The organism is Klebsiella sp. CSG-1 (assembly GCF_056521145.1).
Map to the genome: position 1 here is coordinate 36,170 of NZ_JBWNLD010000018.1, position 24,382 is coordinate 60,551.

22 protein-coding genes and 4 tRNA genes are annotated in these 24,382 nt (G+C 56.4%); 5 read left to right on the plus strand and 21 right to left on the minus strand.

The annotated features are described in order from the left end of the window. Positions 1-63: 63 nt before the first annotated feature. From yigB to lptM, 5 genes are read right to left on the minus strand one after another with little or no spacing between them, the layout of a single operon-like run. Complete coding sequence (yigB, locus tag AC007G_RS26310; RefSeq protein WP_142631091.1) at positions 64-780, minus strand: 5-amino-6-(5-phospho-D-ribitylamino)uracil phosphatase YigB; 717 nt, start codon at positions 778-780, stop codon at positions 64-66. Then, complete coding sequence (gene xerC / locus AC007G_RS26315; protein WP_032690035.1) at positions 780-1,682, minus strand: tyrosine recombinase XerC; 903 nt, start codon at positions 1,680-1,682, stop codon at positions 780-782. The genes yigB and xerC overlap by 1 nt, the downstream gene beginning before the upstream one ends. After that, positions 1,679-2,386 carry a DUF484 domain-containing protein gene (locus tag AC007G_RS26320; RefSeq protein ID WP_004869595.1) on the minus strand — a complete coding sequence of 236 codons (708 nt, stop codon included), beginning with the start codon at positions 2,384-2,386 and terminating at the stop codon, positions 1,679-1,681. The genes xerC and AC007G_RS26320 overlap by 4 nt, the downstream gene beginning before the upstream one ends. After that, entirely contained in the window at positions 2,383-3,207 is an 825-nt protein-coding gene (dapF, locus tag AC007G_RS26325) for a diaminopimelate epimerase (RefSeq protein ID WP_004869591.1), read from the minus strand. The genes AC007G_RS26320 and dapF overlap by 4 nt, the downstream gene beginning before the upstream one ends. Before the next feature lie 35 nt (positions 3,208-3,242). Further along, positions 3,243-3,446, minus strand: coding sequence for an LPS translocon maturation chaperone LptM (gene lptM, locus AC007G_RS26330; RefSeq protein ID WP_015585402.1), 204 nt, complete (start codon positions 3,444-3,446; stop codon positions 3,243-3,245). 138 nt (positions 3,447-3,584) lie between these two features. On the opposite strand from lptM, the gene cyaY reads away from it, so the two are divergent. Further along, positions 3,585-3,905: an iron donor protein CyaY gene (cyaY, locus tag AC007G_RS26335; RefSeq protein ID WP_032690036.1), complete on the plus strand. Its 321-nt coding sequence runs from the start codon at positions 3,585-3,587 to the stop codon at positions 3,903-3,905. An 84-nt stretch (positions 3,906-3,989) separates the two neighbouring features. On the opposite strand, the gene cyaA is transcribed toward cyaY, so the two are convergent. Further along, positions 3,990-6,542, minus strand: coding sequence for a class I adenylate cyclase (cyaA, locus tag AC007G_RS26340; RefSeq protein ID WP_032690037.1), 2,553 nt, complete (start codon positions 6,540-6,542; stop codon positions 3,990-3,992). A gap of 356 nt (positions 6,543-6,898) precedes the next feature. Here cyaA and hemC point away from each other — a divergent pair, with 356 nt between their 5' ends. From hemC to hemY, 4 genes are read left to right on the plus strand one after another with little or no spacing between them, the layout of a single operon-like run. Beyond that, complete coding sequence (gene hemC, locus AC007G_RS26345; protein ID WP_049264793.1) at positions 6,899-7,840, plus strand: hydroxymethylbilane synthase; 942 nt, start codon at positions 6,899-6,901, stop codon at positions 7,838-7,840. Then, the gene (gene hemD / locus AC007G_RS26350; RefSeq protein WP_032690039.1) at positions 7,837-8,577 is read left to right on the plus strand and encodes a uroporphyrinogen-III synthase; all 741 of its coding nucleotides are present in this window, start codon (positions 7,837-7,839) and stop codon (positions 8,575-8,577) included. Before hemC ends, hemD begins: the two co-directional genes overlap by 4 nt. Positions 8,578-8,598: 21 nt before the next feature. After that, positions 8,599-9,774, plus strand: a complete 1,176-nt coding sequence (hemX, locus tag AC007G_RS26355) for a uroporphyrinogen-III C-methyltransferase (protein WP_032690040.1) — start codon at positions 8,599-8,601, stop codon at positions 9,772-9,774. 3 nt (positions 9,775-9,777) lie between these two features. Then, the gene (gene hemY, locus AC007G_RS26360; RefSeq protein WP_032690041.1) at positions 9,778-10,974 is read left to right on the plus strand and encodes a protoheme IX biogenesis protein HemY; all 1,197 of its coding nucleotides are present in this window, start codon (positions 9,778-9,780) and stop codon (positions 10,972-10,974) included. A 527-nt stretch (positions 10,975-11,501) separates the two neighbouring features. On the opposite strand, the gene AC007G_RS26365 is transcribed toward hemY, so the two are convergent. The 15 genes from AC007G_RS26365 to wecB form a co-directional block, all read right to left on the minus strand. Then, positions 11,502-11,578 (minus strand) — tRNA-Pro (locus tag AC007G_RS26365). A 42-nt stretch (positions 11,579-11,620) separates the two neighbouring features. Further along, a tRNA-Leu gene (locus AC007G_RS26370) sits at positions 11,621-11,707 on the minus strand. Positions 11,708-11,729: 22 nt separating this feature from the next. Further along, a tRNA-His gene (locus AC007G_RS26375) sits at positions 11,730-11,805 on the minus strand. A gap of 67 nt (positions 11,806-11,872) precedes the next feature. Continuing rightward, a tRNA-Arg gene (locus AC007G_RS26380) sits at positions 11,873-11,949 on the minus strand. 102 nt (positions 11,950-12,051) lie between these two features. Beyond that, the gene (thrP, locus tag AC007G_RS26385; RefSeq protein ID WP_032690042.1) at positions 12,052-13,437 is read right to left on the minus strand and encodes a bifunctional threonine/serine APC transporter ThrP; all 1,386 of its coding nucleotides are present in this window, start codon (positions 13,435-13,437) and stop codon (positions 12,052-12,054) included. 338 nt (positions 13,438-13,775) lie between these two features. Then, complete coding sequence (wecG, locus tag AC007G_RS26390; RefSeq protein WP_032690043.1) at positions 13,776-14,516, minus strand: lipopolysaccharide N-acetylmannosaminouronosyltransferase; 741 nt, start codon at positions 14,514-14,516, stop codon at positions 13,776-13,778. 8 nt (positions 14,517-14,524) lie between these two features. Further along, positions 14,525-15,874, minus strand: coding sequence for an ECA oligosaccharide polymerase (gene wzyE / locus AC007G_RS26395; protein ID WP_032690044.1), 1,350 nt, complete (start codon positions 15,872-15,874; stop codon positions 14,525-14,527). After that, complete coding sequence (locus AC007G_RS26400) at positions 15,871-16,950, minus strand: TDP-N-acetylfucosamine:lipid II N-acetylfucosaminyltransferase (protein ID WP_032690045.1); 1,080 nt, start codon at positions 16,948-16,950, stop codon at positions 15,871-15,873. The genes wzyE and AC007G_RS26400 overlap by 4 nt, the downstream gene beginning before the upstream one ends. After that, a complete protein-coding gene (gene wzxE / locus AC007G_RS26405; protein ID WP_032690046.1) occupies positions 16,947-18,197 on the minus strand; it encodes a lipid III flippase WzxE in 1,251 nt (416 codons plus the stop codon). The genes AC007G_RS26400 and wzxE overlap by 4 nt, the downstream gene beginning before the upstream one ends. A 1-nt stretch (position 18,198) precedes the next feature. Then, entirely contained in the window at positions 18,199-19,329 is a 1,131-nt protein-coding gene (gene rffA / locus AC007G_RS26410) for a dTDP-4-amino-4,6-dideoxygalactose transaminase (protein ID WP_032690062.1), read from the minus strand. Positions 19,330-19,333: 4 nt separating this feature from the next. After that, a complete protein-coding gene (gene rffC / locus AC007G_RS26415; protein WP_142631097.1) occupies positions 19,334-20,008 on the minus strand; it encodes a dTDP-4-amino-4,6-dideoxy-D-galactose acyltransferase in 675 nt (224 codons plus the stop codon). Beyond that, complete coding sequence (rfbA, locus tag AC007G_RS26420; protein ID WP_032690048.1) at positions 19,986-20,867, minus strand: glucose-1-phosphate thymidylyltransferase RfbA; 882 nt, start codon at positions 20,865-20,867, stop codon at positions 19,986-19,988. The genes rffC and rfbA overlap by 23 nt, the downstream gene beginning before the upstream one ends. Before the next feature lie 17 nt (positions 20,868-20,884). Further along, entirely contained in the window at positions 20,885-21,952 is a 1,068-nt protein-coding gene (gene rffG / locus AC007G_RS26425; RefSeq protein WP_142631090.1) for a dTDP-glucose 4,6-dehydratase, read from the minus strand. Then, positions 21,949-23,211 carry a UDP-N-acetyl-D-mannosamine dehydrogenase gene (gene wecC / locus AC007G_RS26430; RefSeq protein ID WP_032697959.1) on the minus strand — a complete coding sequence of 421 codons (1,263 nt, stop codon included), beginning with the start codon at positions 23,209-23,211 and terminating at the stop codon, positions 21,949-21,951. Before wecC ends, rffG begins: the two co-directional genes overlap by 4 nt. Then, positions 23,208-24,338, minus strand: a complete 1,131-nt coding sequence (gene wecB / locus AC007G_RS26435) for a non-hydrolyzing UDP-N-acetylglucosamine 2-epimerase (protein ID WP_072000056.1) — start codon at positions 24,336-24,338, stop codon at positions 23,208-23,210. Before wecB ends, wecC begins: the two co-directional genes overlap by 4 nt. Positions 24,339-24,382: the final 44 nt, after the last annotated feature.

Here is a 24,382-nt window from a genome sequence, read left to right on the forward strand (position 1 = left end):
TGAGCTGCCCGGCAACGCATCGTCTACCGGGCATACTGTTAATATATACAGAACTAGTGGTGATTATATCAGCGAGGTCAGAGATGCCAACCGTGAAATTTCAATGTGTGGCAGCAGGCGGCTGTCGGTCGCGCGCATCAGATCGGCCCCCTGCGGCTTGATCCAGCAGGCCTGCATGCCGCAGCGAATAGCGCCCGCAACATCGGTGGTCAGATCATCCCCCACGTGGAGTATCTGATCCAGCGGCAAATCAAGACGCTCCGCCGCCAGATGGTACATATCAGCAAAGGGTTTCGATCGCCCGTCCGGACCAGCACGCAGAACAAAACGGAAATAGTCGCTCAAACCAAAGAGTTCGGGCTGCGCGTTGCCGTTGGTCACCGCCACCAGCGGCCATTTCTCCGCCAGCGCGGCCAGCGTATCGTGAGTTTCCTGCGGCACGTCGATCAAACTACGCCAGTGGGCAAAATTCGCCATTGCCGCATCCGCGCCCTTGGCAGCCTGCCCGGCAGAGAGTCCGGCATTCGTCATCCCCAGCACCAGCGCGCGGCGGCGCCACTCGGTGACGTCGTGGTAAATCTCGGGCTCGCTCTCCAGCAGCGTCTGGCGCAGCCGCTGCAGCTCGTTGGCATCAAACTGGCTCAGTGACGGATGGTAGCCGCGCACAAAGGCCAGCGACTCCTGCAGCGTCCGGTCGATGACCGGGCGGTTGTCGTAAAGGGTATCGTCCAGGTCAAACGTCAGTGCAGAAATTTGGCCCAGCGGTCGGTAAAAACGCATTATTTCCCCCGTTTGGCGCGCGGATGCGCCGCATCATACACCGAGGCAAGGTGTTGAAAATCAAGATGGGTATAGATTTGGGTGGTCGAGAGATTGGCATGACCCAGCAGCTCCTGTACGCCGCGCAGATCGCCGCTCGACTCCAGCATATGGGTGGCAAAGGAGTGGCGCAGTTTATGCGGATGCACGTGGCTATTCAGCCCCTGCTTAATGCCCCATTCGGCAAAGCGCTTCTGCACATTACGCGCGGAAATACGTTTCCCCAGTTTAGATAAAAACAGCGCAGCGTCATCCGTGCCAAACAGACCGCGTAAATCGAGCCAGTGTTCGATCCACGCCACCGCGCTGCGCCCAATCGGCAGGCGGCGTTCTTTGCTTCCTTTGCCCATCACCCACACCTCCCCGGATTCCAGATCGAGGTGTTGAATATCAAGATTGACCAGCTCGGAGAGACGCAGACCCGCGCCATACATTACCTCCAGCATCGCCCGGTCGCGCACCGCCAGCGGATCGTTAAGATCGATATCCAGCAGCCGGTTGACGTCATCGACATCAATATTTTTCGGTAAGTGACGGGGAATTTTTGGGGCGGAGATACCTTTCGCCGGGTTCGCCGCCAGCTCGCCCTGCGCCACCAGCCAGTCAAAGAAACTGCGCAACGCGGAAAGCCGCAGCGCAAGGCTTGCCGGCCCCAGCCCCTGTTTACGGCTACGGACCGCCAGGCCACGAACCTGAGCGGCATCGCACTGCTGCCAGCTTTTGAGCCCCGCCTGTTCCGCGAGCGCCATCAGCGCATCAAGCTGACGCCGGTAGTTCAGTAGCGTGATCGGGCTCAGCTGACGCTCCACGCCCAGATAGCGTAGAAAGCGCTCAACGGCGGTGAATAAGGGAGAGTCGGTCATGCGCGTTCAACCCAGCGCTCCAACAGACCCGGCAGCATTAACGCAATTTCCTGCAGCAGCTGCGTTCCCTGACCTTGTTGATAATGCTGGGCATCGCGACTGCTGAAAAGCATCACGCCAGGGGCATCATCGCCGCCCAGCAGCGACATCGCCACCGAGCCAATAGCTTTCGCTTCCGGCAGTACCACCAGCAGTTCAGGTCCGTGCAGCGGCCCGAGATAATGACGAGCCTGCCCAAGACGCTGAATGCGGATAGGCTCAAATGCCTGCCGGCTTAGCGCCAGATGGGTGAATTTTGACGGCGCGCCCAACCGCCAGCTATCGGGAAACAGACGCACCGTCGCCCCCGCCAGCCCTATTTCGCGCGCCCAGCGGTGAAAGCGATTGAGCATCTCATCAAGGCTTTCCGCCGCCGCCAGCCGCGTCTGCAGATGCAGCAGACGCTGGAACAGGCTCTCATTCGCCGTGGCCTGCTCCATCAGCAGCATCATGTTCTCTTCCAGCACGTTGATATGGTTACGTGCCCGCACCATGTGCCATTCCACCAGCGAGATCGAGCCGCGTACCGGATGCGGAACGCGCATGTGCTCGACCAGTGCAGCATTACGAATAAAAAATTCAGGATGTTGCAACAGATAGTCCACCACCGCGCGGTCGTTCAGCGCGCCGGTGATTTCCTGCTGTTCTTCCCCGACTTGTTTCATAAGTGAATAAATCCGTCGTAGACATGTGCCGCCGGGCCAGTCATAAACAACGGTTGGCCCGGGCCTTTCCAGGCGATATCAAGACGCCCGCCTGGTAATTCCACGCGTACTTCTTCGGCCAGCAGTCCCTGTTGGATACCAACCGCTACCGCCGCACAGGCACCGCTGCCGCAGGCCTGAGTTTCACCTGCGCCGCGCTCATAAACACGCAGACGAATGCGATCGCGCTCGACCACCTGCATAAAACCGATGTTGGCGCGCTCCGGGAAGCGTTCGTGGCTTTCCATCACCGGGCCGAGGGTTTCCACCGCGGCGGTTTCCACATTATCGACCTGAATGACGCAGTGCGGGTTCCCCATCGAGACCACGCCGCACAATACTGTCTGCTCGGCGGCGCGCATAATATAGGTCTTTTCCGCTTTGTTGGCGCGGAAGGGCACCTGAGAGGGCTCGAAGTTCGGCTCCCCCATGTTGACGCGCACCAAATCGTCTTCCGTTACGCTTAATACCATACGGCCGTTTGCCGTGCTCACGCGGATGTCACGTTTATTGGTCAGGCCTTTCAAGCGGACAAAGCGGGCAAAGCAGCGCGCGCCGTTACCGCACTGCGACACTTCGCTGCCGTCGGCGTTGAAGATACGATAATGGAAATCCAGATCCGGATCGTAAGGCGGCTCAACAACCAGCAGCTGATCGAAACCGACGCCCAGATGCCGATCCGCCAGGCGGCGAATCAGCTCCGGTGAGAAAAAAACATTCTGCGTTACCGCGTCAACGACCATAAAATCGTTGCCAAGGCCATGCATTTTAGAGAACTGCATCATCTACTCCAGTCGCGCGGAACAGAACGTTATCGTTAATAGTTTACCTGGGTCGGGCCGCCGCTATCGCCGCGATCGTTACGATCTGGCGCCGAGCTCTGGATACCGCTATTGACCGGTTTGGTCGGCGGAGCCGCCGTCTTTTCTGCCGGAGGGAAATAAAGCGGTCCCTTCAGACCACAGCCGGTCAGGCTGAAGATCGCCAATAAAACGGCAAGCGTTGGAAAAACGTTTTTCATTGATAGTTGCCCGTGATTCACTCTTTCTGCTTTCTATCATCGCAGGAGAAGACGTAAAAGCAAGCGTTTAGCATCCGACTGCGCGCGCTTTTGTTTCGCGCTATACTGCCGCCATCTTCAAAAAAGCAGGGTAGAACCATGAACGACAGTGAATTCCATCGCCTGGCTGACAGCCTGTGGATGACCATCGAAGAACATCTGGACGAGCGGGACGGCGATAGCGATATCGACTGTGAGATCAACGGCGGCGTGCTGACCCTCAGTTTTGAGAACGGCAGCAAAATTATTATCAACCGTCAGGAGCCTCTGCATCAGGTGTGGCTGGCGACAAAGCAAGGCGGCTACCATTTTGATCTTAAAGGTGATGAGTGGGTGTGCGACCGCAGCGGTGAAACCTTCTGGGATCTGCTGGAGCAGGCGGCGACTCAGCAGGCCGGCGAAGCCGTGAGTTTTCGCTAAGCCAGCGCTTTCATCGTCATCGGGAAAGCAAAACCCCGGCGAAAACACAACGTCGCCGGGGAAATGGTGACTCAGCAATGTCGATCAGGAATAGTGCTGCTGCAGCATGGGCGACGCCACGGCATCCTGGCTCACCGGCGCGGCAGCCGCCCCGATCGCCTGGCTGCGGAACGGAATCACCTGAGGTCGACCGTCAACGTCAACGATCTGATAGAACTGCGGCAGGTTGAAGTTGATAAAACTGGAGCCGTAGGTGAAACGATCGTGGGATGAAGAGTAGAAGCGGCTCACGTCACGCACCAGCTCCTCTTTACTGCCTTCACAGTGATGATAAACCTCGGCGCGGTTGCTCTCGTCGAGAATATAGATATTAAATCCGCTCTCGTTATCCGCCTCTTCAAAGAAGAACTGAATAATCCCTTCGCTGGCAAATCCATCCACTACCGCCGGTAGCTTAACATGGTTGGTTTCCACCTGAACCGACAGGCCGTGCAGCTTGTTATGCGAGATAGCGCCGTAGAATTCAATGGCGTTCTCCAGCTTCTGCACCGACACGTTAAGACGTTCGAAAAACAGTCCCCAGGTCTGCCCGGAAACGCGCAGCGCCTTAAAGCGCCCGGTATCCTGACGGGTACTGGAAAGGCGCAGCTCAATGCACTCGGACACCATCTGCTGCACGCGGGTGCGGATGAGACCGCGCAGATGCTGACTGTAGCAGAACACTTCAACGCTATCCGGCGGCGCAGCATCCTGATGCATTTTACCGAGAATGGTTTTCAGCGCTTCGATCATCGCCTGCTCGCCGTTAAAGTGCAGGGTGCGCACTTCGTTCCACGAGTTGCGGTACAGCAGATCGACGCTACCGATTAAGCACTTCTGCTCTTCGCCAAAGCTGAAGACATCCAGTTTACGGAAATCAAAATGCACGACCTGATTGCGGAACGCCGCCGTCGGGTCATATTCGAGGTTGACGATAATCGCCAGGTGGCGGATTTCGCAGGGGCTATACAGCGCTTTGGGCGTTGGCGACGGCAGACGCAGCGGGAAATGGTGCGAAACGTCGGCGACCATCTCCTGAAGCTTCGCCAGATCGACGATACCGTTGCCCTTAATAAACAGGCGAGTGCGTGACGTCAGCAGGCCGTTAAACCAGGCCCATGCCACCAGCTTATTAAGATAACGGTTATATTCCAGCGGCTGATGGCTGATGATCGATTCCATATCCGGCGCACGGTTGTACACATACCAACCGGTACGGTTGGCACGGCCAGGAGGCACGTGGATGAAGGTCAGATTCGGCTCGGAGAGATCCGGAGAGATTTGCGGGTTCACCAGCGTCACTTTGCCCGGCAGCGCTTCAAACGCCGCATACAGCTTACGGGTCAGTACGCCGATATCCTGCGGACTGGCGGACACGCTGAGGTTGTTACGCCGCGCAAAGCGGATCAGGTTGCGATAGCTTTGCATCATCGCATCCAGCAGCTCGTTGTGCGCTTTGCGTACTTCGTCGATCTTCCAGTTAGCCCGGTTGTCCAGCATCATCAGACGCTTTTCATCCCAGCCCCACTCTTGCACCAGGTGGCTCACCACTTCACGACGCCAGCCTACGCAGGCGCGCTCGCGGCTGAGTTTTTCGCACACTTTCAGATAGAAACAGCGGCGCACCAGATCGAGACGCGTGTCGTCTTCAATGGCCTGCAGATAGGCGGTCACGCGTTCCAGCATCATGCAGTAAGGATCGAGCCCAAACGAGACGATTTCTCCGTCGTGCAGACGCTGTTTAATGTCTTTCGCCAGCAGGCGGTTGTTCGGGTACTCCCAGGAGTAGGCTTCCAGCAGCAGCGTTTTCAGCACCGCTTTATACGGTGAATCGATACTTTTATAGAGCTGCCACAGGCTGGCGCCGAAATACTCTTCCGCCGACAGCGAGCTCAGGCCGCCCAGATCGAGCCACTCATTTGGCGTCAGTACACCTTGCGCATAGAGCCCCATCACGTAATCGTCGTAATGATCCTCTTCGTCGCACGGCACCATATTCCACAGAATACGTTTCCCGGCGAGGCGCACGGCGGTGCGGTAGAACTCATCCAGCAGCAGGATATGCTGCGTCGACCCGCAGTCTTCGCCACCCAGGCTGCCGCTTTCGTTATGGCGGAAGCGGTTTTCGTCAATCAGGAAGAAGCTGACCTCAACGCCCAGCGATGCCGCCCAGCTTTCCAACAGGCTACATTTGCGCTGCAGCAGCTGGCGCTCTTCGGTATCAAGCCATGCCTGATGACAAACCCAGATATCGAGGTCGGAAGAGCAGCTTTGGCCTACGGAGGAGGTACTGCCCATCGAGTAGACGCCGGTTATCGGCAGTTCGCCTTTCGGCGGCTCCTGCGCCAGCATGCCGCGGTGCAGTTCTAACTCGTCGAGGTAGTGGCGTTGGGTTTCATCAGGCGTGTAGAGGCAAATGCCGCGGGGAACGTTACCGTCAAGGTAACCCGGCATCAACGGGTGATGATAATGTAGTAATGTCGGCAGTAGACTGTAAACCTGCTGGAAAGCGGGTCCCATGGCAGCAAGCGCGCGATCCACGCGCAGTTGGTTGATGGCATCCAGTCTCTGTTTCAGTGTCTCAATATAGAGGTACAAGACATATCGCCTGATGTTCAAAAACCCGTCGTACAATAGTACGGAGGATTTCAGTATTTCAACAAAAACCGTCACCATTTGTCGTCGGTGTGGTTGTGATGAGCTGCTGACGGACAAATGGTTTAAAACGTGATCAATCTAACACCTTGCTCATTGACCGTAAAGAAAGATGCGCTACATACAAGTGTAGCACCGTTTACTGCGTGTAAATTCCTCACTACGGTTGTGGCAACCGCAATGGCACCAAACGCAAATAACGCAAAAAACGAAACAGCCGCCCCCCTAATCCCACAAAACTAACATCCATAAGGCAACAATGTTAGGATAGTTTGTGGTCGACAATGACGGTAACAAGCATGTTAGACAAAGTTTTGAGAATTGCCACACGGCAAAGCCCACTTGCGCTATGGCAGGCGCATTATGTGAAAGAGCGCCTTGAGTCCTGCCATCCTGGGCTGGCGGTGGAACTGGTGCCGATGGTCACTCGCGGCGACGTGCTCCTTGATACTCCGCTGGCAAAAGTGGGCGGCAAGGGCTTGTTTGTCAAAGAATTAGAACTGGCCATTATCGAAGGGCGCGCGGATATCGCCGTGCATTCCATGAAAGATGTTCCCGTCGAGTTTCCCGAGGGACTGGGGCTGGTCACGATTTGCGAGCGCGAAGATCCGCGCGACGCCTTCGTCTCTAATCACTATGCGTCAATCGATGCGTTGCCGCACGGCAGCATCGTTGGCACTTCCAGTTTACGCCGCCAGTGCCAGCTGGCAGCCCAACGTCCCGACCTGCAGATCCGCTCTCTGCGCGGTAACGTGGGGACCCGCCTCGGCAAACTCGATAGCGGCGAATATGATGCGATTATTCTGGCGGCCGCCGGGTTGAAACGCCTGGGGCTGGAGTCGCGCATTCGTCAACCGTTAACGCCGGAGCAGTCTCTGCCCGCGGTCGGCCAGGGGGCGGTCGGTATTGAATGTCGCCTTGACGATCAATGGACGCAAACCCTGTTAGCACCGCTGAATCATACGGAAACCGCCATCCGCGTTCGCGCGGAACGGGCGATGAATACCCGGCTGGAAGGCGGCTGTCAGGTTCCGATCGGCAGCTACGCTGAGCTGATTAACGGTGAGCTGTGGCTGCGCGCGCTGGTCGGTGCGCCGGACGGTTCGCAGGTGGTGCGCGGTGAACGACGCGGCCAGCCGGAAGATGCCGAGCGTCTCGGCGTCTCGCTGGCGGAAGAGCTGCTGGATAGCGGCGCCCGCGACATTCTCGCCGCCGTTTATGCAGGAGAAGCCCCTCGATGAGTATCCTGGTCACCCGTCCGTTGCCCCAAAGTGAAGAGCTGGTCAGCCGCCTGCGCGCGCTAGGACATGTGGCCTGGAGTTTTCCACTCATCGAGTTTACCCCTGGACGCGAACTGCCTGCGCTAAGCGGCCAGCTGGCCGCCTTATCCGCGGGCGATCTTTTGTTTGCGCTCTCACAGCATGCGGTAGAGTTTGCCCATGCTCGCCTGCATCAACTGGGCCAACGCTGGCCGAAAGCACCCGGCTATTTTGCGATTGGCCGTACTACGGCGCTGGCCCTGCATACGGTCAGTGGACAGAATATTCGCTACCCATTAGATCGGGAAATTAGCGAAGTCTTGCTACAATTACCTGAATTACAAAACATTGCCGGGAAGAAAGCCCTTCTTCTTCGCGGTAACGGCGGGCGGGAATTATTAGGCGAAACGCTCCGCGAGCGCGGCGCCGACGTCACTTTTTGTGAATGCTATCAACGTAGTGCAAAGCATTACGATGGCGCAGAAGAAGCAATGCGCTGGCAGTCCCGCGGCGTCACTACGCTGGTCGTCACCAGCGGCGAGATGCTGCAACAGCTTTGGGCGCTGATACCCCAATGGTATCGCGAACGGTGGCTCCTTCGCTGTCGCATTTTAGTTGTCAGTGAACGCCTGGCCCGGCAGGCCCGTGAATTGGGCTGGCAGGATATCCAGGTTGCCGATAGCGCCGACAACGATGCGCTGCTACGCGCATTACAATAACTCTCAACATTGGAAGCCATAATGACGGAACAACAAAACCAATCCGCCGTGGTTGAAGAGACCAGGGAGGCCGTGGACAAGGCGCCACAGCCAGAGAATACCGGAAAGAAAAACGGCGGTAATAAAACCAGCCTCGTTCTGAGCGCGGTGGCTATCGCCATTGCCCTCGCCGCTGGCGTCGGCCTGTTTGGTTTAAATAAACAGCAAGTATCACGGCAGAACGAGACCAGCACGGCGCTCGCCGATCGGGTGGCGGAGCTGCAAAAAGCGCAAGAAAGCCAAAAAAATGAACTCGAAGGTATTATCAAGCAGCAGGCGGACCAGCTAACCGAAGCGAAGCATCAGCAGGAGACGCTGGCGAAGCAGCTGGAAGACGTGCAGCAAAAAGTGGCCGTCATTTCCGGCAGCGATGCCAAAACCTGGCTGCTGGCGCAGGCTGATTTTCTGGTCAAATCGGCCGGGCGTAAGCTGTGGAGCGATCGGGACGTCACCACCGCCGCGGCGCTGTTAAAAAGCGCCGATGCCAGCCTCGCCGATATGAACGATCCGAGTCTGATTAGCGCCCGCCGCGCCATTACCGACGATATCGCGTCGCTGTCGGCCGTCAGCCAGGTCGACTACGACGGTATCATCCTCAAGGTCAACCAGCTTGCTAACCAGATTGATAATCTGCGCCTTGCCGACAATAACGATGACGACTCCCCGATGGATTCCGACAGCGAAGAGCTCTCCAGCTCTATTGGCGAATGGCGCGTGAATCTGCAAAAGAGCTGGCAGAGCTTTATGGACAGCTTTATTACCATTCGTCGCCGCGACGAAACGGCAGTCCCGCTGCTGGCGCCAAACCAGGACATCTACCTGCGCGAAAATATTCGCTCCCGCCTGCTGGTTGCGGCACAAGCGGTACCGCGCCATCAGGAAGAGACATACAAACAAGCGCTGGATAATGTTTCCACCTGGGTTCGCGCCTATTACGACACGGAAGATGCCACCACCAGGGCGTTTCTGGAAGATGTCGATAAGCTGAGTCAGCAAAGCATCACAATGAATGTACCGGAAAATCTGCAAAGTCAGGCCATTCTTGAGAAGCTGATGCAAACGCGGGTACGCAACCTGATGGCGCAGCCTGCCGTGACCCAGAGCAGTGCGCCGACGCCCCCTGCACCTGCGCCTGCACCTGCGCCACAAGGAGAGTAACGCATGCTGAAAATTCTCTTACTCTTCGCACTGCTGATCGCCGGGATCGTTGTCGGCCCAATTATCTCCGGGCACCAGGGCTACGTTCTGATCCAGACCGATAACTACAATATCGAAACCAGCGTAACCGGGCTGGCGATCATCATGATCCTCACCATGGTGGTACTGTTTGCGATTGAATGGCTGTTCCGCCGTATTTTCCGTACCGGCGCCCATACCCGCGGCTGGTTCGTGGGCCGCAAACGCCGTCGCGCACGTAAGCAAACCGAACAGGCGCTACTCAAGCTGGCGGAAGGCGACTATCAGCAGGTTGAGAAGCTGATGGCGAAGAACGCCGATCATGCCGAGCAACCGGTGGTGAACTATCTGCTGGCGGCGGAAGCGGCCCAGCAGCGTGGTGATGAAGCCCGGGCGAATCAGCATCTGGAGCGCGCCACGGAGCTGGCCGGAGACGATTTGATTCCGGTCGAGATCGCGCGCGTGCGCCTGCAGCTGGCCCGCAATGAAAACCATGCGGCCCGCCACGGCATTGATAAGCTGCTGGAGATTACCCCACGGCATCCGGAAGTCTTGCGTCTGGCCGAACAGGCCTATACCCGCACCGGCGCGTGGAATTCACTGCTGGATATCCTGCCGTCAATGGCAAAAGCCAACGTCAGCGATGAAGAGCACCGCGCCGCGCTGGAGCAGCAGGCCTGGATTGGCTTGATGGACCAGACCCTGGCCGATCGCGGAAGCGATGGATTACGTGAGTGGTGGAAAAACCAGAACCGCAAAACTCGCAGCCAGGTGCCTCTGCAGGTGGCGATGGCCAGTCTGCTCATCGAGAGCGACGATCACGATACCGCGCAGCAGATTATTATCGACGGACTGAAGAAGCAGTATGATGACCGCCTGGTAATGCTTATTCCGCGCCTGAAGACGAATAATCCGGAGCAGCTGGAAAAAGTGCTGCGTCAGCAGATTAAATCGGTCGGCGATCGGCCTTTACTGTGGAGCACGCTGGGGCAATCCCTGATGCGCCACGGCGAGTGGCAGGAGGCCAGCATCGCGTTCCGTGCTGCGCTGAAACAGCGCCCGGATGCCTTTGATTATGCATGGCTGGCCGATACGCTCGACCGTATGCATCAGCCAGAAGAAGCGGCATTAATGCGCCGTGATGGCCTGCTGCTAACGCTACAGAACAATCCTCAGCCTTAACCTGCCTTTCCGCTATCGTCTCTTCCGAGGCGATAGCGCGCTTCTCTTCGCCCTCTTCTGCTCATACCGTTGCGACATAAAAAAACGCCTGCACTGAAACCAGGGCAGGCGTTAAAACAGGTCTGTTTGACAACAAATTGGGTGCTTCACTCAACGTTATGTCCATGGTGTTTGATGAGACGGTACGCTGTATCTCTCAAGCTACGTCGAAGTAGCGTGAAGAACGTGCGTATAAACGCGACATCTGTCAGTGGACGATAAGCACCGTAAACGGCTCTGCATCATTCCTGAGTTTATGAGGCCCGAGGGCGAACATAAGAGATGGAATGAGCATCTACCCGTTTATTATCGCACAGGTTCCGTGGAAATTGCATCAGCCACAGCGGTAAATTGGGAGGATTCCGGGCACGAAATTACGCGTTCGCATAGCGCACGGATAGCCGTTTTTTATTCGAGAGATCAGGGAGATAGAAGATTGTCGCGCTACGGCAGAAAACAAAAAACCCCGCCGAAGCGGGGTTCAAAATTGGTCGGCGAGAGAGGATTCGAACCTCCGACCCACTGGTCCCAAACCAGTTGCGCTACCAAGCTGCGCTACTCGCCGATGTACTGCTTTTTGAATTTTTAGTTCAATTCGTTAAAGTCGTGGTGCGAGGGGGGGGACTTGAACCCCCACGTCCGTAAGAACACTAACACCTGAAGCTAGCGCGTCTACCAATTCCGCCACCTTCGCATTTCACAACTCTATCAAATAATGGGGTGGCTAATGGGATTCGAACCCACGACAACTGGAATCACAATCCAGGGCTCTACCAACTGAGCTATAGCCACCACTGCAAATCTTTTCACGCGGCACTGTTAAATTAACAGTCCACCGCAGCTCAAGCACCGGGTTAAATGGTGCGCCCGACAGGATTCGAACCTGAGACCTCTGCCTCCGGAGGGCAGCGCTCTATCCAGCTGAGCTACGGGCGCTTAGCGCCGTTGCGGGGTCGGATAATACGGACTTCCCCCCCCGCTGTCTAGTGCCTTTTTAAATAAAATTTCTGTTTGGTCACGCTTTGTGCACTTTGGCGTTTATTCCGTCGTTTTATCGACATTTCCATGTCGACCGAGACCAAACGCCTTATAAATAAGCGTCACGAGGGCCAGGAAAAGTATTCCGACGAACAGCGACATACGGGTGTCGTCATTAAAGCCCATACCTATCAGCACACAAACCAGAAACGCCATCGTGAAATAGTTGGCCCACGGGAACAGCAGCGAACGGAACGGGTGGCTGGCCATCTCCTCCTGATGCGCACGACGAAAACGCAGCTGACTAATCAGAATCACAAACCACGGCACCATACCCGGCAATACGCTGGCACTGTAAACATAGACGAAGACCCGCTGCGGGTTGGGAATAATATAGTTCAGACAGGAGCCAATCAGCAGAATCAGAATCGACAGCGCGACGCCCACGGCCGGCACGCCATTGCGCGAAACTTTCGCCATTGCCGCAGGCAGTTGCCGGTTGCGCGCCAGCGCGTAGAGCATACGACCGCAGCTGTACATCCCGCTATTACAGCCGGAAAGCGCCGCCGTCAGCACCACAAAGTTGATAATACCCGCCGCCGCAGTAATACCGATTTTCGCAAAGGTCAGAACGAACGGGCTGCCGCCGGAACCAATTTGATTCCACGGGAAAATCGTGACAATCACGAAAATCGCGCCCACATAAAAAATCAGGATACGCCACAGGACCTTGCCCACCGCACTGCGCAGCGTGACCTGCGGATTCTTCGCCTCACCGGCGGTGATGCCGATAAGTTCAACCCCCTGATAGGAGGCCACCACGATACACAGCGCCGTCAGGAATCCTTTCCAGCCGCCGGCGAAAAAGCCCCCGTGTTCGGTCAGATTGCCAAATCCGATGGAGTGCCCGCCGTTGCCAAAACCAAAGAAGATCACCCCCAGCCCGACGACGATCATCACGATAATGGTGGTGACTTTAATCATCGCGAACCAGAATTCGATCTCACCATACAGGCGTACTGCGGCCAGGTTTGCCAGCGCCACCAGCCCGACGGCAATAAGCGCCGGTATCCACTGCGCCATATCCGGGAACCAGAACTGCACATACACCCCGATGGCCGTAATCTCCGAGATCCCGACCGCCATCCACATAAACCAATATGACCAGGCGGTAAGATAGCCGAAAAACGGGCTCATATAGCGGTGCGCGTAAACGGCGAATGAACCGGTCACCGGCTCAAGGAACAGCATTTCGCCCATCGAGCGCATGATAAAGAAGACAAATAAACCGGCGATAATATACGCCAGCAGGACCGAAGGACCGGCCCATTTCAGCGTGCTTGCCGCCCCCATAAACAAACCCACGCCAATCGTCCCGCCAAGGGCGATAAGCTCAATGTGTCTGGCCTCCAGTCCGCGCTGGAGTTCCGCTTTTTTCTCTGTCATATAACCTCTTGTGTTTGCCCTGCTTCCGGTTTTTGTTCCTCGTCCATTGAGCGGCACGCCTGAGGGCCGACCTCACCCCACCCGTAGCACAGCGATTCATGCCGTCGGGAGTGACAGGTTTGCCATGGCGCGACCCGCGAATGGTCTTGCCCATATACCGGTTATTTTTATTAATGAATGAAAGGAAATGTCCTTGCCTGCACGACGGCACACGCTGCCCGCCGTGCATTAAGCATGCGAATGGTTAATGAATTTTCAGGAAATGGCAAATAAAGTATCAGGCGAGTGACAGTAGTAAACACAATACGTACGTAAACTCGCCAGTTTGCAGTGGAATATCAGAGCTGACCGGTATAATACCAACGTAAATATCGCAGCAGGCGAATCTGTCTTTTAATCCGACTCGGCTGAGAGACTAAACGATAGAACCACTCCAGACCCAGGTTTTGCCAGAATTTTGGCGCCCGGTGGACATGGCCGGTGAAAACATCGTAGGTGCCGCCAACCCCCATATACAGCGCCTGCGGATAGACCTCCCGGCAGTCGCGCATCAGGATCTCCTGACGCGGCGATCCCATCGCCACGGTTACGATTTTCGCACCGCTATCGCGAATACGCTCAAACAACGCCTGGCGTCGATCGGCAGCGAAATACCCATCCTGACTGCCGACAATATTGACCTTCCAGCGGGCACGCAGCTGCGCCTCCGTCTGTGCCAGCACCTCCGGCTTGCCGCCAACCAGGAAGACCGGGGTCCCCTGTGCGCCCGCCCGTTCCATCAGCGCTTCCCAGAGGTCAGCGCCCGCCACGCGCGAAACCTGAGCCTGAGGGTATTTTTTACGCAGTGAGCGCACGACGCTGATGCCATCGGCATATTTAAACTCTGCGGCTTCAATCAGTGCCCGTACGTCAGGATTATCCTCAACCGCCAGCATCTTCTCTGCGTTGATCGCCACCAGCGTTCCCTGGCGGATAGTGCCGTCCGCATACAGATAGTCCAGAGCGTGCTGCATATTGCGCCAACCAATGAGTTGTAACCCTCTCAGCAGATACAACGGCGCAGAAATAGTCTCAGTCATGTCCATCCTTATCTGACCTGAGGTTGCGAAAGCGGTTTAACCCGCCGGTGAATCAGTCCCGCGCTATCCAGGAACCAGTACAGCAATTTCGCCGCCAGTAAGCAGATACCAAAGATCACGAGGAAAAACACCACGCGGGAGCCAAATGAGTCCAGCCCTTCGCGCGCCAGCACTATCATGTTGAAGATAGCGCCAAAACAGAAACTGTGCAGAATAGCCGCTTTATAACGGTTACTCTCGCGGTTACCCAGCTCATACAGCCAGTCGAACCATTTGATAATCAGTCCGACCGCCACCGCGCCCAGCGGAACAAACCAGATCCCCCCCATCACCACCAGCGAGCCGATCAGCGTCGGCGAGATAGCCAGGCCGGAGTGGTTATTCAGCACTTCCCAGGTAAAGTAGTTAGCGGTATTGAGCACCATCGACGGTCGGCTATGCCACATCCAGCTGGGGATAAAGACGTAGAAATCCCTGATCATCGGCGCCAGCCCCTGGAAGGCGATCTTGTCGTAGTTTTGCAGCAGCAGCGCCAGATTCTCCCACGGCGAAAACGTATCGCGGGTCAGATAGAGGAAGGTATAAAACGCTTCATCGCCGCTGACGTTCATGCCATAGCGCTTAAGCGCCAGCCAGAACATTCCCACAATACCCAGGACGCCAGCCGCCGCCAGCATCCACAGGCTGATCCAGCCGCGAATAATGCCGATAAACAGGAAAATGGCGAAAGCGATAATGATATTCGCGCGGGTACCGCCGACAATGGCATAGGTCAACAGCCCAAACGCCACGGTGCTGAGCAGGAAGAATATCCACGCCTTATAATCCTGGCGCAGGAAATAGACCACCAGCATCGCCGGGATAAAGAAATAGAAAAAGCGCTTCAACGCCACGCCGGAGACTTCGGCAGAGAAGATCTGACTGTAGGAGTTGAGCTTAAACAGCAGGAAGCCATTATGGGCAAAGAAAATCCCGACGCACAGCAGCGCTACGCCCAGCAGAATGATCCATGCCAGATGCGTTTCCACGCGGTTCATCGTAAATAGCGGCCGTCGCTGGCTGTCGTGCGTGGCCGAACGCAGACGCGTTTTATAGGTCACGTAATAGACCGCATAGAAACAGACCGACACCAGCAAGGTTTGCAGCAACACGTCCGGCGGAGCAACGCTGACATCAAAGCGGAATACCAGGATACTGGTCAGCGGGAAACCAAAGAAGAAGGTCAGCAGAAACAACAACGAGAAGAACACATTGAAGTTAAAGCGCACGCGGCGAAACTCAAAATACGTCGCGGTGGCGATAAACAGCGTTGACAGCAGCCAGACCACCAGCAGCCCGCAAAATTGCATTAATGTCATGCGTTGACCCCCGCGGCAATCTGCAATGCCTGCTGCCAGCCCGCCAGGTAGTTCGGCCGGAAGAAAGCAATCTGGTTCTTATCAACGCTCGCCAGCTGACGCTGGGCTTCACGCACTACGTCAACATCCAGCGCATCGCCGGTAAACAGCACCGGAATATTCTGCTCCGTCATATCCTGCCAGAACGGGTTTTCCCGGTTCAGCACACAGGGTATCCCTGCCTGAATTAATAAACATAGTGTCCCGATGCCCTGCTGGCGAGCAAACAGGAAATAGCCCAGATCGCAGCGGCGCAGCAGATTCAGATAATCAGGAAACGCCAGCTTCTCACTGAGAATCTGCAGGTGGGTGGCGCTAAACAGCGCAGCGCCCGCTTCACGGACCTCGTTAATATAGTCCGTATTATTTTCCGGATACCCCATCGGCACGATCACGTTTACCGTATCGCCAAATTGCTGATGGATAGCACGCAGCGCCGCAATATGCTCATTACTGCGGTCACCCGAGTTCCCGACCAGAATCGTCAGCGTCTCGGCGCGCGGTGCGCTCTCGGCCAGCGAATTAAGCGCCGGATCCATGCGCGTCGGAAAATAGAGCAGTTCTCCGGGCACGCGCGGATGACGGCGAGCGAACCAGCTGAGATCGCCCCGGGTGGCAAAAACGCGCCCGACCCGACTCTGGGCAAGGCGCCGCAGCGGATAGAACAGGCGAAACTTCAGGCTGGACGAATTTTCATACAGGTCGGCCCCCCAGATATGCCAGTTAAACTGGGCAGGACGAATCCCCCCGCTTAGCAGCGCCAGCCACAGCCCGGTATTAAACTGGCCGTGGAAGAAAAAGCGCTGTCGGCGATCGGCTTTTGCCAGAGTTATCACCGCCTGCGCCAGGGATTTTTTTCCGGGATAACAGGTGACAGATAATGCCGGGTAGGCCTCGCGCACTCCTGTTGCATCACCGACGACCATAAACCTACGCGCCTGCTCGTCATGGGCGGCCAGCTCGTCATTAAAGAACCGTAAAACAGTCTGGTTGTGGTGCGGGATATCCGATCCCAGTACATGTATCAGTGCTGTCATGCCCGTTTACGCCAGAGTAAAAACACGCCACTACAAAGGGCGAAATAAACAATATACGTAGCCATATACGCCTGCGCTGCGCCAATCGCGCCATGCGCCGGGATCAGCCAGTGCGAGAATGCGGTCAACAGCGTGAACTGGCTGATTTCCGTTAGTATATAAAAACGCAGCGACGCTTTCGCAATCACCAGATAGCCATAAACATAGGCGCCGACCTTCAGCACATCGCCGACCAGTTGCCAGGCAAACAGGTCGCGCATCGCCGTAAAGCGGTCGGAAAACAGCAGCCAGATGGCAAAGTCGCGCAGTAGCCAGACGGTTAAGCTCGCCACCGCCACCGCCGGAAGGACAAATTTTAATGATTTGCCGATCTCACGGGTAATCTCTGATTTGGCCGTCAATCGGGAGAGCGTAGGCAGCAGATAGACGCTAAACGATGCGGTGATAAACTGCAGGTAGGCATCGGAAATGCTGCTGACCCCTTGCCAGATCCCTACCGCCTCCCAGCCATAATGCTCCGCCAGCAGGTTACGCATCATCACGTAAGCCACCGGCAGCGTCACCGAGGTAATCAGCGCCATCAGGGTAAATTTGGAAAGCTGCCCCGCGAGGCCGTTATCCCAGCGCGGACGCAGCGCGCTGAGCGGGATTGTCCCGCGCCGCCATAGCACGATTGCCGCCGGGATCACCACCAGCGCCGGCACCAGCGCCAGCCCGAGCAGCGCCCCCTGGTAGCCCGCGAAGCGATAGCAGGCGTAATAGGCCACGACGCCAATCAGGCTACCGGCGATCAGCGACAGGGCATTGCCCGCCGCATCGCGAAAACCTTTCATCAAGGCCAGCAGCAGGTTTGCCCAGGCAATGCCCATCTGTACCAGCGCCACCAGTTGCACCAGCCCCTGATAGTGCGTATGGCCGAACAGCCCCTGGCTGACCGGCGCGGCCGCCAGCAGAAAGACCAGCGCCAGCAGCGTTGAGAAGCCAAGCACCATTGCTGAGGAGGTGCCGACGACCTTATTCAGCTGCTGGCGATCGTCATGATGCTGTGCGACCAGTTTGGTGACACCGTTGAAAATACCGGCGCCCGCCAGTACGCCAAGCACGGTCACCAGCTGGCGAAAGTTACCGGCCTGACCAACCCCTGCCGGGCCAAAGGAGACAGCCAGTAGTTTAACCACCAGCAGTCCGGCCCCAATTTTGACCAGCGTGGACGCGGCGGTCCACAGTGAAGCTTTAGCCAGCGACATATCAGGAGAAATAACTCAGCAGCGAATTAATCACCGTACGCTGATTGGCTGACGACAGGTTATAGAACAGCGGCAGGCGCAGCAGGCGCTCGCTCTCCTGGGTGGTATGACGATCGTCACCGCGGAACTCGCCAAAGTGCTCTCCCGCCGGGCAGCTATGCAGCGGAATGTAGTGGAACACCGCCAGAATTTCCGCCTCTTTTAGCCAGGCGATCAGATTACTGCGATCGTCAATATCGCGCAGCTTAATATAAAACATGTGCGCGTTGTGTCCGCAGTCGGCCGGAATCACCGGCAGATCGATGCGACCAGCCCGCGCCAGTGGCAGCAACGCATCGTAATAGCGCTGCCAGAGCGTTAAACGTTGCTGGTTAATCTGTTCCGCCGCTTCCAGCTGCGCCCACAGGTATGCCGCCTGCAGGTCAGACATCAGATAGCTGGAGCCGATATCGCGCCAGGTGTATTTATCCACCAGCCCGCGGAAGAACTGGCTACGGTTGGTCCCTTTTTCGCGGATAATTTCCGCACGCTCGATCAACTTACGATCGTTAATCAGCGTCGCGCCACCTTCACCGCCGGCGGTATAGTTTTTGGTTTCATGGAAACTGAAACAGCCGATATGCCCGATTGTGCCCAGCGCTCGCCCTTTGTAAGTCGACATGACACCCTGCGCGGCATCTTCCACCACGAACAGATTGTACTTGCTGGCAAGGGCCATGATGGTGTCCATCTCACAGGCCACGCCGGCATAGTGTACCGGTACAATGGCGCGGGTTTTCTCACCGATCGCCGCTTCAATTTTGGTTTCATCGATATTCATCGTATCGCGACGAATATCGACAAAGACGATTTTTGCCCCGCGCAACACAAAGGCGTTGGCGGTTGAGACGAAGGTATAGCTCGGCATAATCACTTCATCGCCCGGCTGGATATCCAGCAGCAGCGCCGCCATTTCCAGCGAAGCGGTGCAGGAAGGCGTCAACAGTGCTTTCGCAGTCCCAAACCGCTGCTCCATCCACTGCTGGCAGCGGCGGGTAAATCCGCCGTCGCCGCACAGTTTTCCGCTGTCCATCGCGGATTGCATATAATCAAGCTCGGTTCCCACCACCGGCGGTGCGTTAAATGGAATCATCATGTCACCTGTATAACCAGTACGCGGTGTTTTCCACATTCGCACCGCTGAGAATATAACGTTTAAGCGCGGCGGTGTTCCCCATCTGGGTTGCCACCCGCAGTGTAGACAGCCCGCGGAGTTCGGCCCAATGCCGTGCGGCCTGCATCAGTTCAGCACCCGCGCCGCGACCAGCTAGCAGGCCGATGCGGGCATCCGTCTCATTGAGCTGACGCAGTGAAACAAAAGCACGAATGTCGCCATCGGCAGCGCGAAAAATCAGACACTGGTTATCGAACGTCCCCCGCACCGCGTTTTCAATCCACTGGGCGTAGAAACGGCCGCTGGCATCTGCGGCATACCAGGGAGCGCGGAAGCGACTTTGCGCAAAGGCCTGTGCCGCCAGCTCGCGCAGTCGTGGAATCTCTGCCGGCGTAGCCACTTCACAGCCCGCGTCGGCAGACCGACCGACCGGCAGTGCCAGATCGACTTCGCCTTCCACCAGCTGGAAACCCAGCTGCTGTAGCGCATCCAGCCGCACGCCATCATCCGCCGCAATCTTCGCCTGCAAACGCGTCCAGCCGGCCAGCGCCTGAGCGGTCAGCAGCGGGGCGTCATCGCGAAAGCGCACAATCGCGCTCTGGATGCCGAAGAAGCGATTTTCCCACTCCAGGGGTTCAATACTGGCGTGGACGAACACGGACAAGATCCAGTAAGTATTGGCCATAGCCGGTTTTTTCCAGACGTTTGGCTGCCCGCTTTACGCCGTCATCATCCAGCCAACCGTTGCGCCAGCTAATTTCTTCAAGACAGGCAATTTTGAAGCCCTGACGCTTTTCCACCGTTTGTACGAACATGCTGGCCTCGATCAAGCTATCGTGCGTACCGGTGTCCAGCCATGCAAAACCACGCCCAAGAAGCTCAACGGTCAGCGCACCGTCCTCCAGATACATCTGGTTGATACTGGTAATTTCCAGCTCGCCACGTGATGACGGTTTAACCTGTTTCGCATATTCAGCAACTTTGCCATCATAGAAGTAGAGGCCCGTTACCGCCCAGTTAGATTTGGGATTTTGCGGTTTTTCTTCCAGAGAAAGAGCGCGAAAATTATCATCGAACTCCACTACGCCAAAACGTTCTGGATCCATGACCTGATACCCAAATACCGTCGCACCTTGAGTACGCGACGCGACGCTGCGTAGCTTAGGACTGAAACTTTGACCAAAGAAGATATTATCACCCAGCACCAGACAAGAGGGTTCACCATTAAGGAACTCCTCTCCGAGGATAAAGGCCTGTGCCAGGCCATCCGGGCTTGGTTGCACAGCATAATGCAGCTGAATACCGAATTCTTCCCCATCGCCGAGCAGGCGCTGAAAATCACGTTGATCCTCAGGCGTGGTGATCACCAGAATCTCGCGGATACCGGCCAACATCAGCACCGAAAGCGGATAGTAAATCATCGGCTTATCGTAGATAGGCAACAGCTGCTTTGACACTCCGCGGGTAATTGGATGCAAACGGGTGCCCGAACCACCTGCCAGAATAATACCTTTCATTGTTCTCTCCCAGGCGTTCAGGCCTGCAGTCCCAGACGCTCACCCTGATAGCTACCGTCCAGAACCTGCTGCCACCAGGTTTCATTTGCCAGGTACCACTGAACCGTTTTGCGCATACCGCTGGTAAAAGTCTCATCCGGAGTCCAGCCTAGTTCAGTTTCAATTTTCGACGCATCGATGGCATAGCGAAGATCGTGGCCAGGTCGATCGGTGACAAAGGTGATGAGATCGCGATAGTGCGCCACGCCATTCGGCTTGTGCGGTGCCAGCTCTTCCAGCAGATCGCAAATGGTTTCCACCACCTCAATATTCTTACGCTCGTTGTGCCCGCCGATATTGTAAGTTTCGCCAGACTTACCGCGTGTCGCCACCAGGTACAGTGCTCTGGCGTGATCTTCAACGTACAACCAGTCGCGAATTTGCTGGCCATTGCCATAAACCGATAGCGGCTTGCCTGCCAGCGCATTGAGGATGGTAAGCGGAATCAGCTTCTCTGGGAAATGATACGGTCCATAGTTATTTGAACAATTCGTGATCAGCACTGGCAGACCATAGGTGCGTTGCCATGCGCGCACCAGATGGTCACTGCTGGCTTTAGAAGCGGAATAAGGACTACTAGGCGCATAAGGCGTCATTTCGGTAAAAAACGCGCCGCTATCGTGGAGATCGCCGTATACCTCGTCTGTCGAAATATGGTGGAAGCGAAACGCCGATTTTTTCTCATCGTCAGCCTCATTCCAGTATGCGCGTGCGGCTTCCAGCAGCGTATAGGTCCCGACGATATTGGTTTCAATAAACGCCGCCGGACCGTCAATGGAACGATCGACATGACTTTCAGCCGCAAGGTGCATCACGATGTCAGGCTGGTAGTGGCAAAAAACGCGATCGAGTTCGGTTCGATCACAAATATCCACTTGTTCAAAAGCAAATCGGGCATTCCGGGCAACAGGAGACAGTGATTGTAAATTACCGGCATAGGTCAACTTATCGACGACGACAACCGTGTCGGAAGTTTCGTGAATGATTTCGCGAACAACCGCTGAGCCAATAAACCCGGCCCCACCGGTGACCAGAACCGTTCTCACCGCCACACCCCTTTGGTATCGACAATATAATCCTGCGTCACGCTATCGCCGCTGATGGCTTTAAACTCGTGATGGTCAACCAGCATCACCAGCACATCGGCGTTCGCCAGTGCGTCATCCAGCAAGGCCAGCGTACACAGGCCGTCAAGTTTCGCCGGTAGCTGGTGAATATTGGGTTCCACAACCAGCGTTTCACCGCTGTGCCAGCGGGCGATTTGCATAGCGATAGACATCGCCGGGCTTTCGCGCAGATCGTCGATATTCGGCTTAAAAGCCAGGCCAAAACAGGCGACCTTCAACTCACTGGCGCGTTTATTACTGGCGGCCAGACAATCGGCGACCCGGGCTTTGACCTGCTCGATAACCCAGTCAGGTTTATGGTCGTTAACTTCACGGGCGGTGCGAATCAGCCGCGCCTGTTGCGGGTTTTGCGCCACGATGAACCACGGGTCGACTGCGATGCAGTGCCCTCCTACCCCAGGTCCCGGCTGCAGGATATTCACGCGCGGATGACGGTTTGCCAGGCGAATCAGCTCCCAGACGTTAATGCCCTGCTCAGCGCAGATCAGCGACAGCTCGTTCGCAAACGCAATGTTAACGTCGCGGAAGCTGTTTTCGGTCAGCTTACACATCTCAGCGGTGCGGGAGTTGGTGACCACGCATTCGCCTTCGAGAAAAATTTTATACAGCTCGCTGGCGCGGGCGGAGCAAACCGGCGACATACCGCCGATGACGCGGTCGTTTTTAATCAGCTCGACCATTACCTGACCTGGCAACACGCGCTCCGGGCAGTAGGCAATATTGACATCCGCCGCTTCACCAACCTGCTGCGGGAAGCTCAGGTCCGGGCGCATTTCAGCGAGCCAGGCGGCCATTTGTTCCGTCGAACCCACCGGAGAGGTGGACTCCAGAATCACCAGCGCCCCCTTCTTCAGCACTGGCGCAATGGATTTTGCCGCCGCCTCGACGAAGACCATATCCGGTTCATGCAGATCTTTGAACGGGGTGGGTACGGCAATCAGGTACGCATCCGCCGCAACCGGCTCGGTCGTCGCACATAAATAGCCCTGCTCAACCGCCGTTTTGACCACGCTCGCCAGATCCGGCTCTACGATATGAATCTCGCCACGGTTAATGGTCTCCACGGCATGTTGATTGATATCAACGCCGACCACCCGCTTTTGCCGGGAGGCGAACGCGGCAGCGGTTGGCAGGCCGATATATCCAAGGCCAATCACTGAAATGGTAGAAAAACTCATAGCGTTACCTGATTATTTTTAAGTGCGGACAAAATACGGCGACATGCCTGACCATCGCCATAGGGATTATGCGCCCGGCTCATTGCCTGATACGCGGCATCATCCTGCAGCAGATGCGTGACTTCAGCGACGATACGCTGGCTATCGGTCCCGACCAGACGCACGGTACCTGCGGCAATCGCCTCCGGGCGTTCCGTCATTTCACGCATCACCAGTACCGGCTTCCCTAACGATGGCGCCTCCTCCTGAATACCGCCGGAGTCGGTGAGGATCAGCCATGCGCGATCCATCAACCAGACAAACGGCAGATAATCCTGCGGTTCAATTAACATCACGTTATCGATATGACCGAGAATACGGTTCACCGGCTCGCTGACGTTCGGGTTCAGGTGCACCGGATACACAATCTGGACATCGGGATTGCTGGCAGCGATTTCTGCCAGCGCGTGGCAAATTTGCTCAAACCCGCGGCCAAAGCTTTCCCGGCGGTGGCCGGTGACCAGAATCATCTTCTTGCCGTTCGCCAGGAAAGGATAGCGCTGCATCAGTGCGCTACGCAGAGCCTCATCGCCCAGCACCCGATCGCGAACCCAGAACAATGCATCAATGACCGTGTTGCCGGTGACCGTGATATGGTCATCGGTGATATTTTCGCGCAGCAGATTTTGCCGCGAGGTCTCTGTCGGGGCAAAGTGGTACGTTGCCAGATGCCCGGTCAGCGTACGGTTCCCTTCTTCCGGCCACGGCGAGCTCAGATCGCCGGTCCGCAGTCCCGCCTCAACGTGCCCCACCGGGATTCGTTGGTAGAAAGCGGCCAGGCTCGCGGCCATCGTCGTCGTGGTATCGCCATGCACCAGCACGACGTCCGGCTTAAATGACTCCAGGACCGGTTTCAGCCCCTCGAGGATACGACAGGTGATTTCCGTCAGGCCCTGACCTGGCTGCATAATATTGAGGTCGTAATCCGGCACAATAGAAAAAAGTTTCAACACCTGGTCGAGCATCTCCCGATGCTGGGCGGTTACGCACACTTTCGCCTCAAAGTGAGGATCTTTTGCCAGCGCATGAACCAGAGGCGCCATTTTGATGGCTTCGGGTCTGGTGCCAAATACCGTTAGTACTTTCACATCGATTCTCTTCGATTAGGTGATGAAGTTGATTAATGCTTCAT

Excerpts from the sequence above, each read along its gene's own strand:
- yigB (WP_142631091.1), bottom strand. The coding sequence starts at position 780 with ATGCGTTTTTACCGACCGCTGGGCCAAATTTCTGCACTGACGTTTGAC.
- xerC (WP_032690035.1), bottom strand. The coding sequence starts at position 1,682 with ATGACCGACTCTCCCTTATTCACCGCCGTTGAGCGCTTTCTACGCTAT.
- AC007G_RS26320 (WP_004869595.1), bottom strand. The coding sequence starts at position 2,386 with ATGAAACAAGTCGGGGAAGAACAGCAGGAAATCACCGGCGCGCTGAAC.
- dapF (WP_004869591.1), bottom strand. The coding sequence starts at position 3,207 with ATGCAGTTCTCTAAAATGCATGGCCTTGGCAACGATTTTATGGTCGTT.
- lptM (WP_015585402.1), bottom strand. The coding sequence starts at position 3,446 with ATGAAAAACGTTTTTCCAACGCTTGCCGTTTTATTGGCGATCTTCAGC.
- cyaY (WP_032690036.1), top strand. The coding sequence starts at position 3,585 with ATGAACGACAGTGAATTCCATCGCCTGGCTGACAGCCTGTGGATGACC.
- hemC (WP_049264793.1), top strand. The coding sequence starts at position 6,899 with ATGTTAGACAAAGTTTTGAGAATTGCCACACGGCAAAGCCCACTTGCG.
- hemD (WP_032690039.1), top strand. The coding sequence starts at position 7,837 with ATGAGTATCCTGGTCACCCGTCCGTTGCCCCAAAGTGAAGAGCTGGTC.
- hemX (WP_032690040.1), top strand. The coding sequence starts at position 8,599 with ATGACGGAACAACAAAACCAATCCGCCGTGGTTGAAGAGACCAGGGAG.
- hemY (WP_032690041.1), top strand. The coding sequence starts at position 9,778 with ATGCTGAAAATTCTCTTACTCTTCGCACTGCTGATCGCCGGGATCGTT.
- thrP (WP_032690042.1), bottom strand. The coding sequence starts at position 13,437 with ATGACAGAGAAAAAAGCGGAACTCCAGCGCGGACTGGAGGCCAGACAC.
- wecG (WP_032690043.1), bottom strand. The coding sequence starts at position 14,516 with ATGACTGAGACTATTTCTGCGCCGTTGTATCTGCTGAGAGGGTTACAA.
- wzyE (WP_032690044.1), bottom strand. The coding sequence starts at position 15,874 with ATGACATTAATGCAATTTTGCGGGCTGCTGGTGGTCTGGCTGCTGTCA.
- AC007G_RS26400 (WP_032690045.1), bottom strand. The coding sequence starts at position 16,950 with ATGACAGCACTGATACATGTACTGGGATCGGATATCCCGCACCACAAC.
- wzxE (WP_032690046.1), bottom strand. The coding sequence starts at position 18,197 with ATGTCGCTGGCTAAAGCTTCACTGTGGACCGCCGCGTCCACGCTGGTC.
- rffA (WP_032690062.1), bottom strand. The coding sequence starts at position 19,329 with ATGATTCCATTTAACGCACCGCCGGTGGTGGGAACCGAGCTTGATTAT.
- rfbA (WP_032690048.1), bottom strand. The coding sequence starts at position 20,867 with ATGAAAGGTATTATTCTGGCAGGTGGTTCGGGCACCCGTTTGCATCCA.
- wecC (WP_032697959.1), bottom strand. The coding sequence starts at position 23,211 with ATGAGTTTTTCTACCATTTCAGTGATTGGCCTTGGATATATCGGCCTG.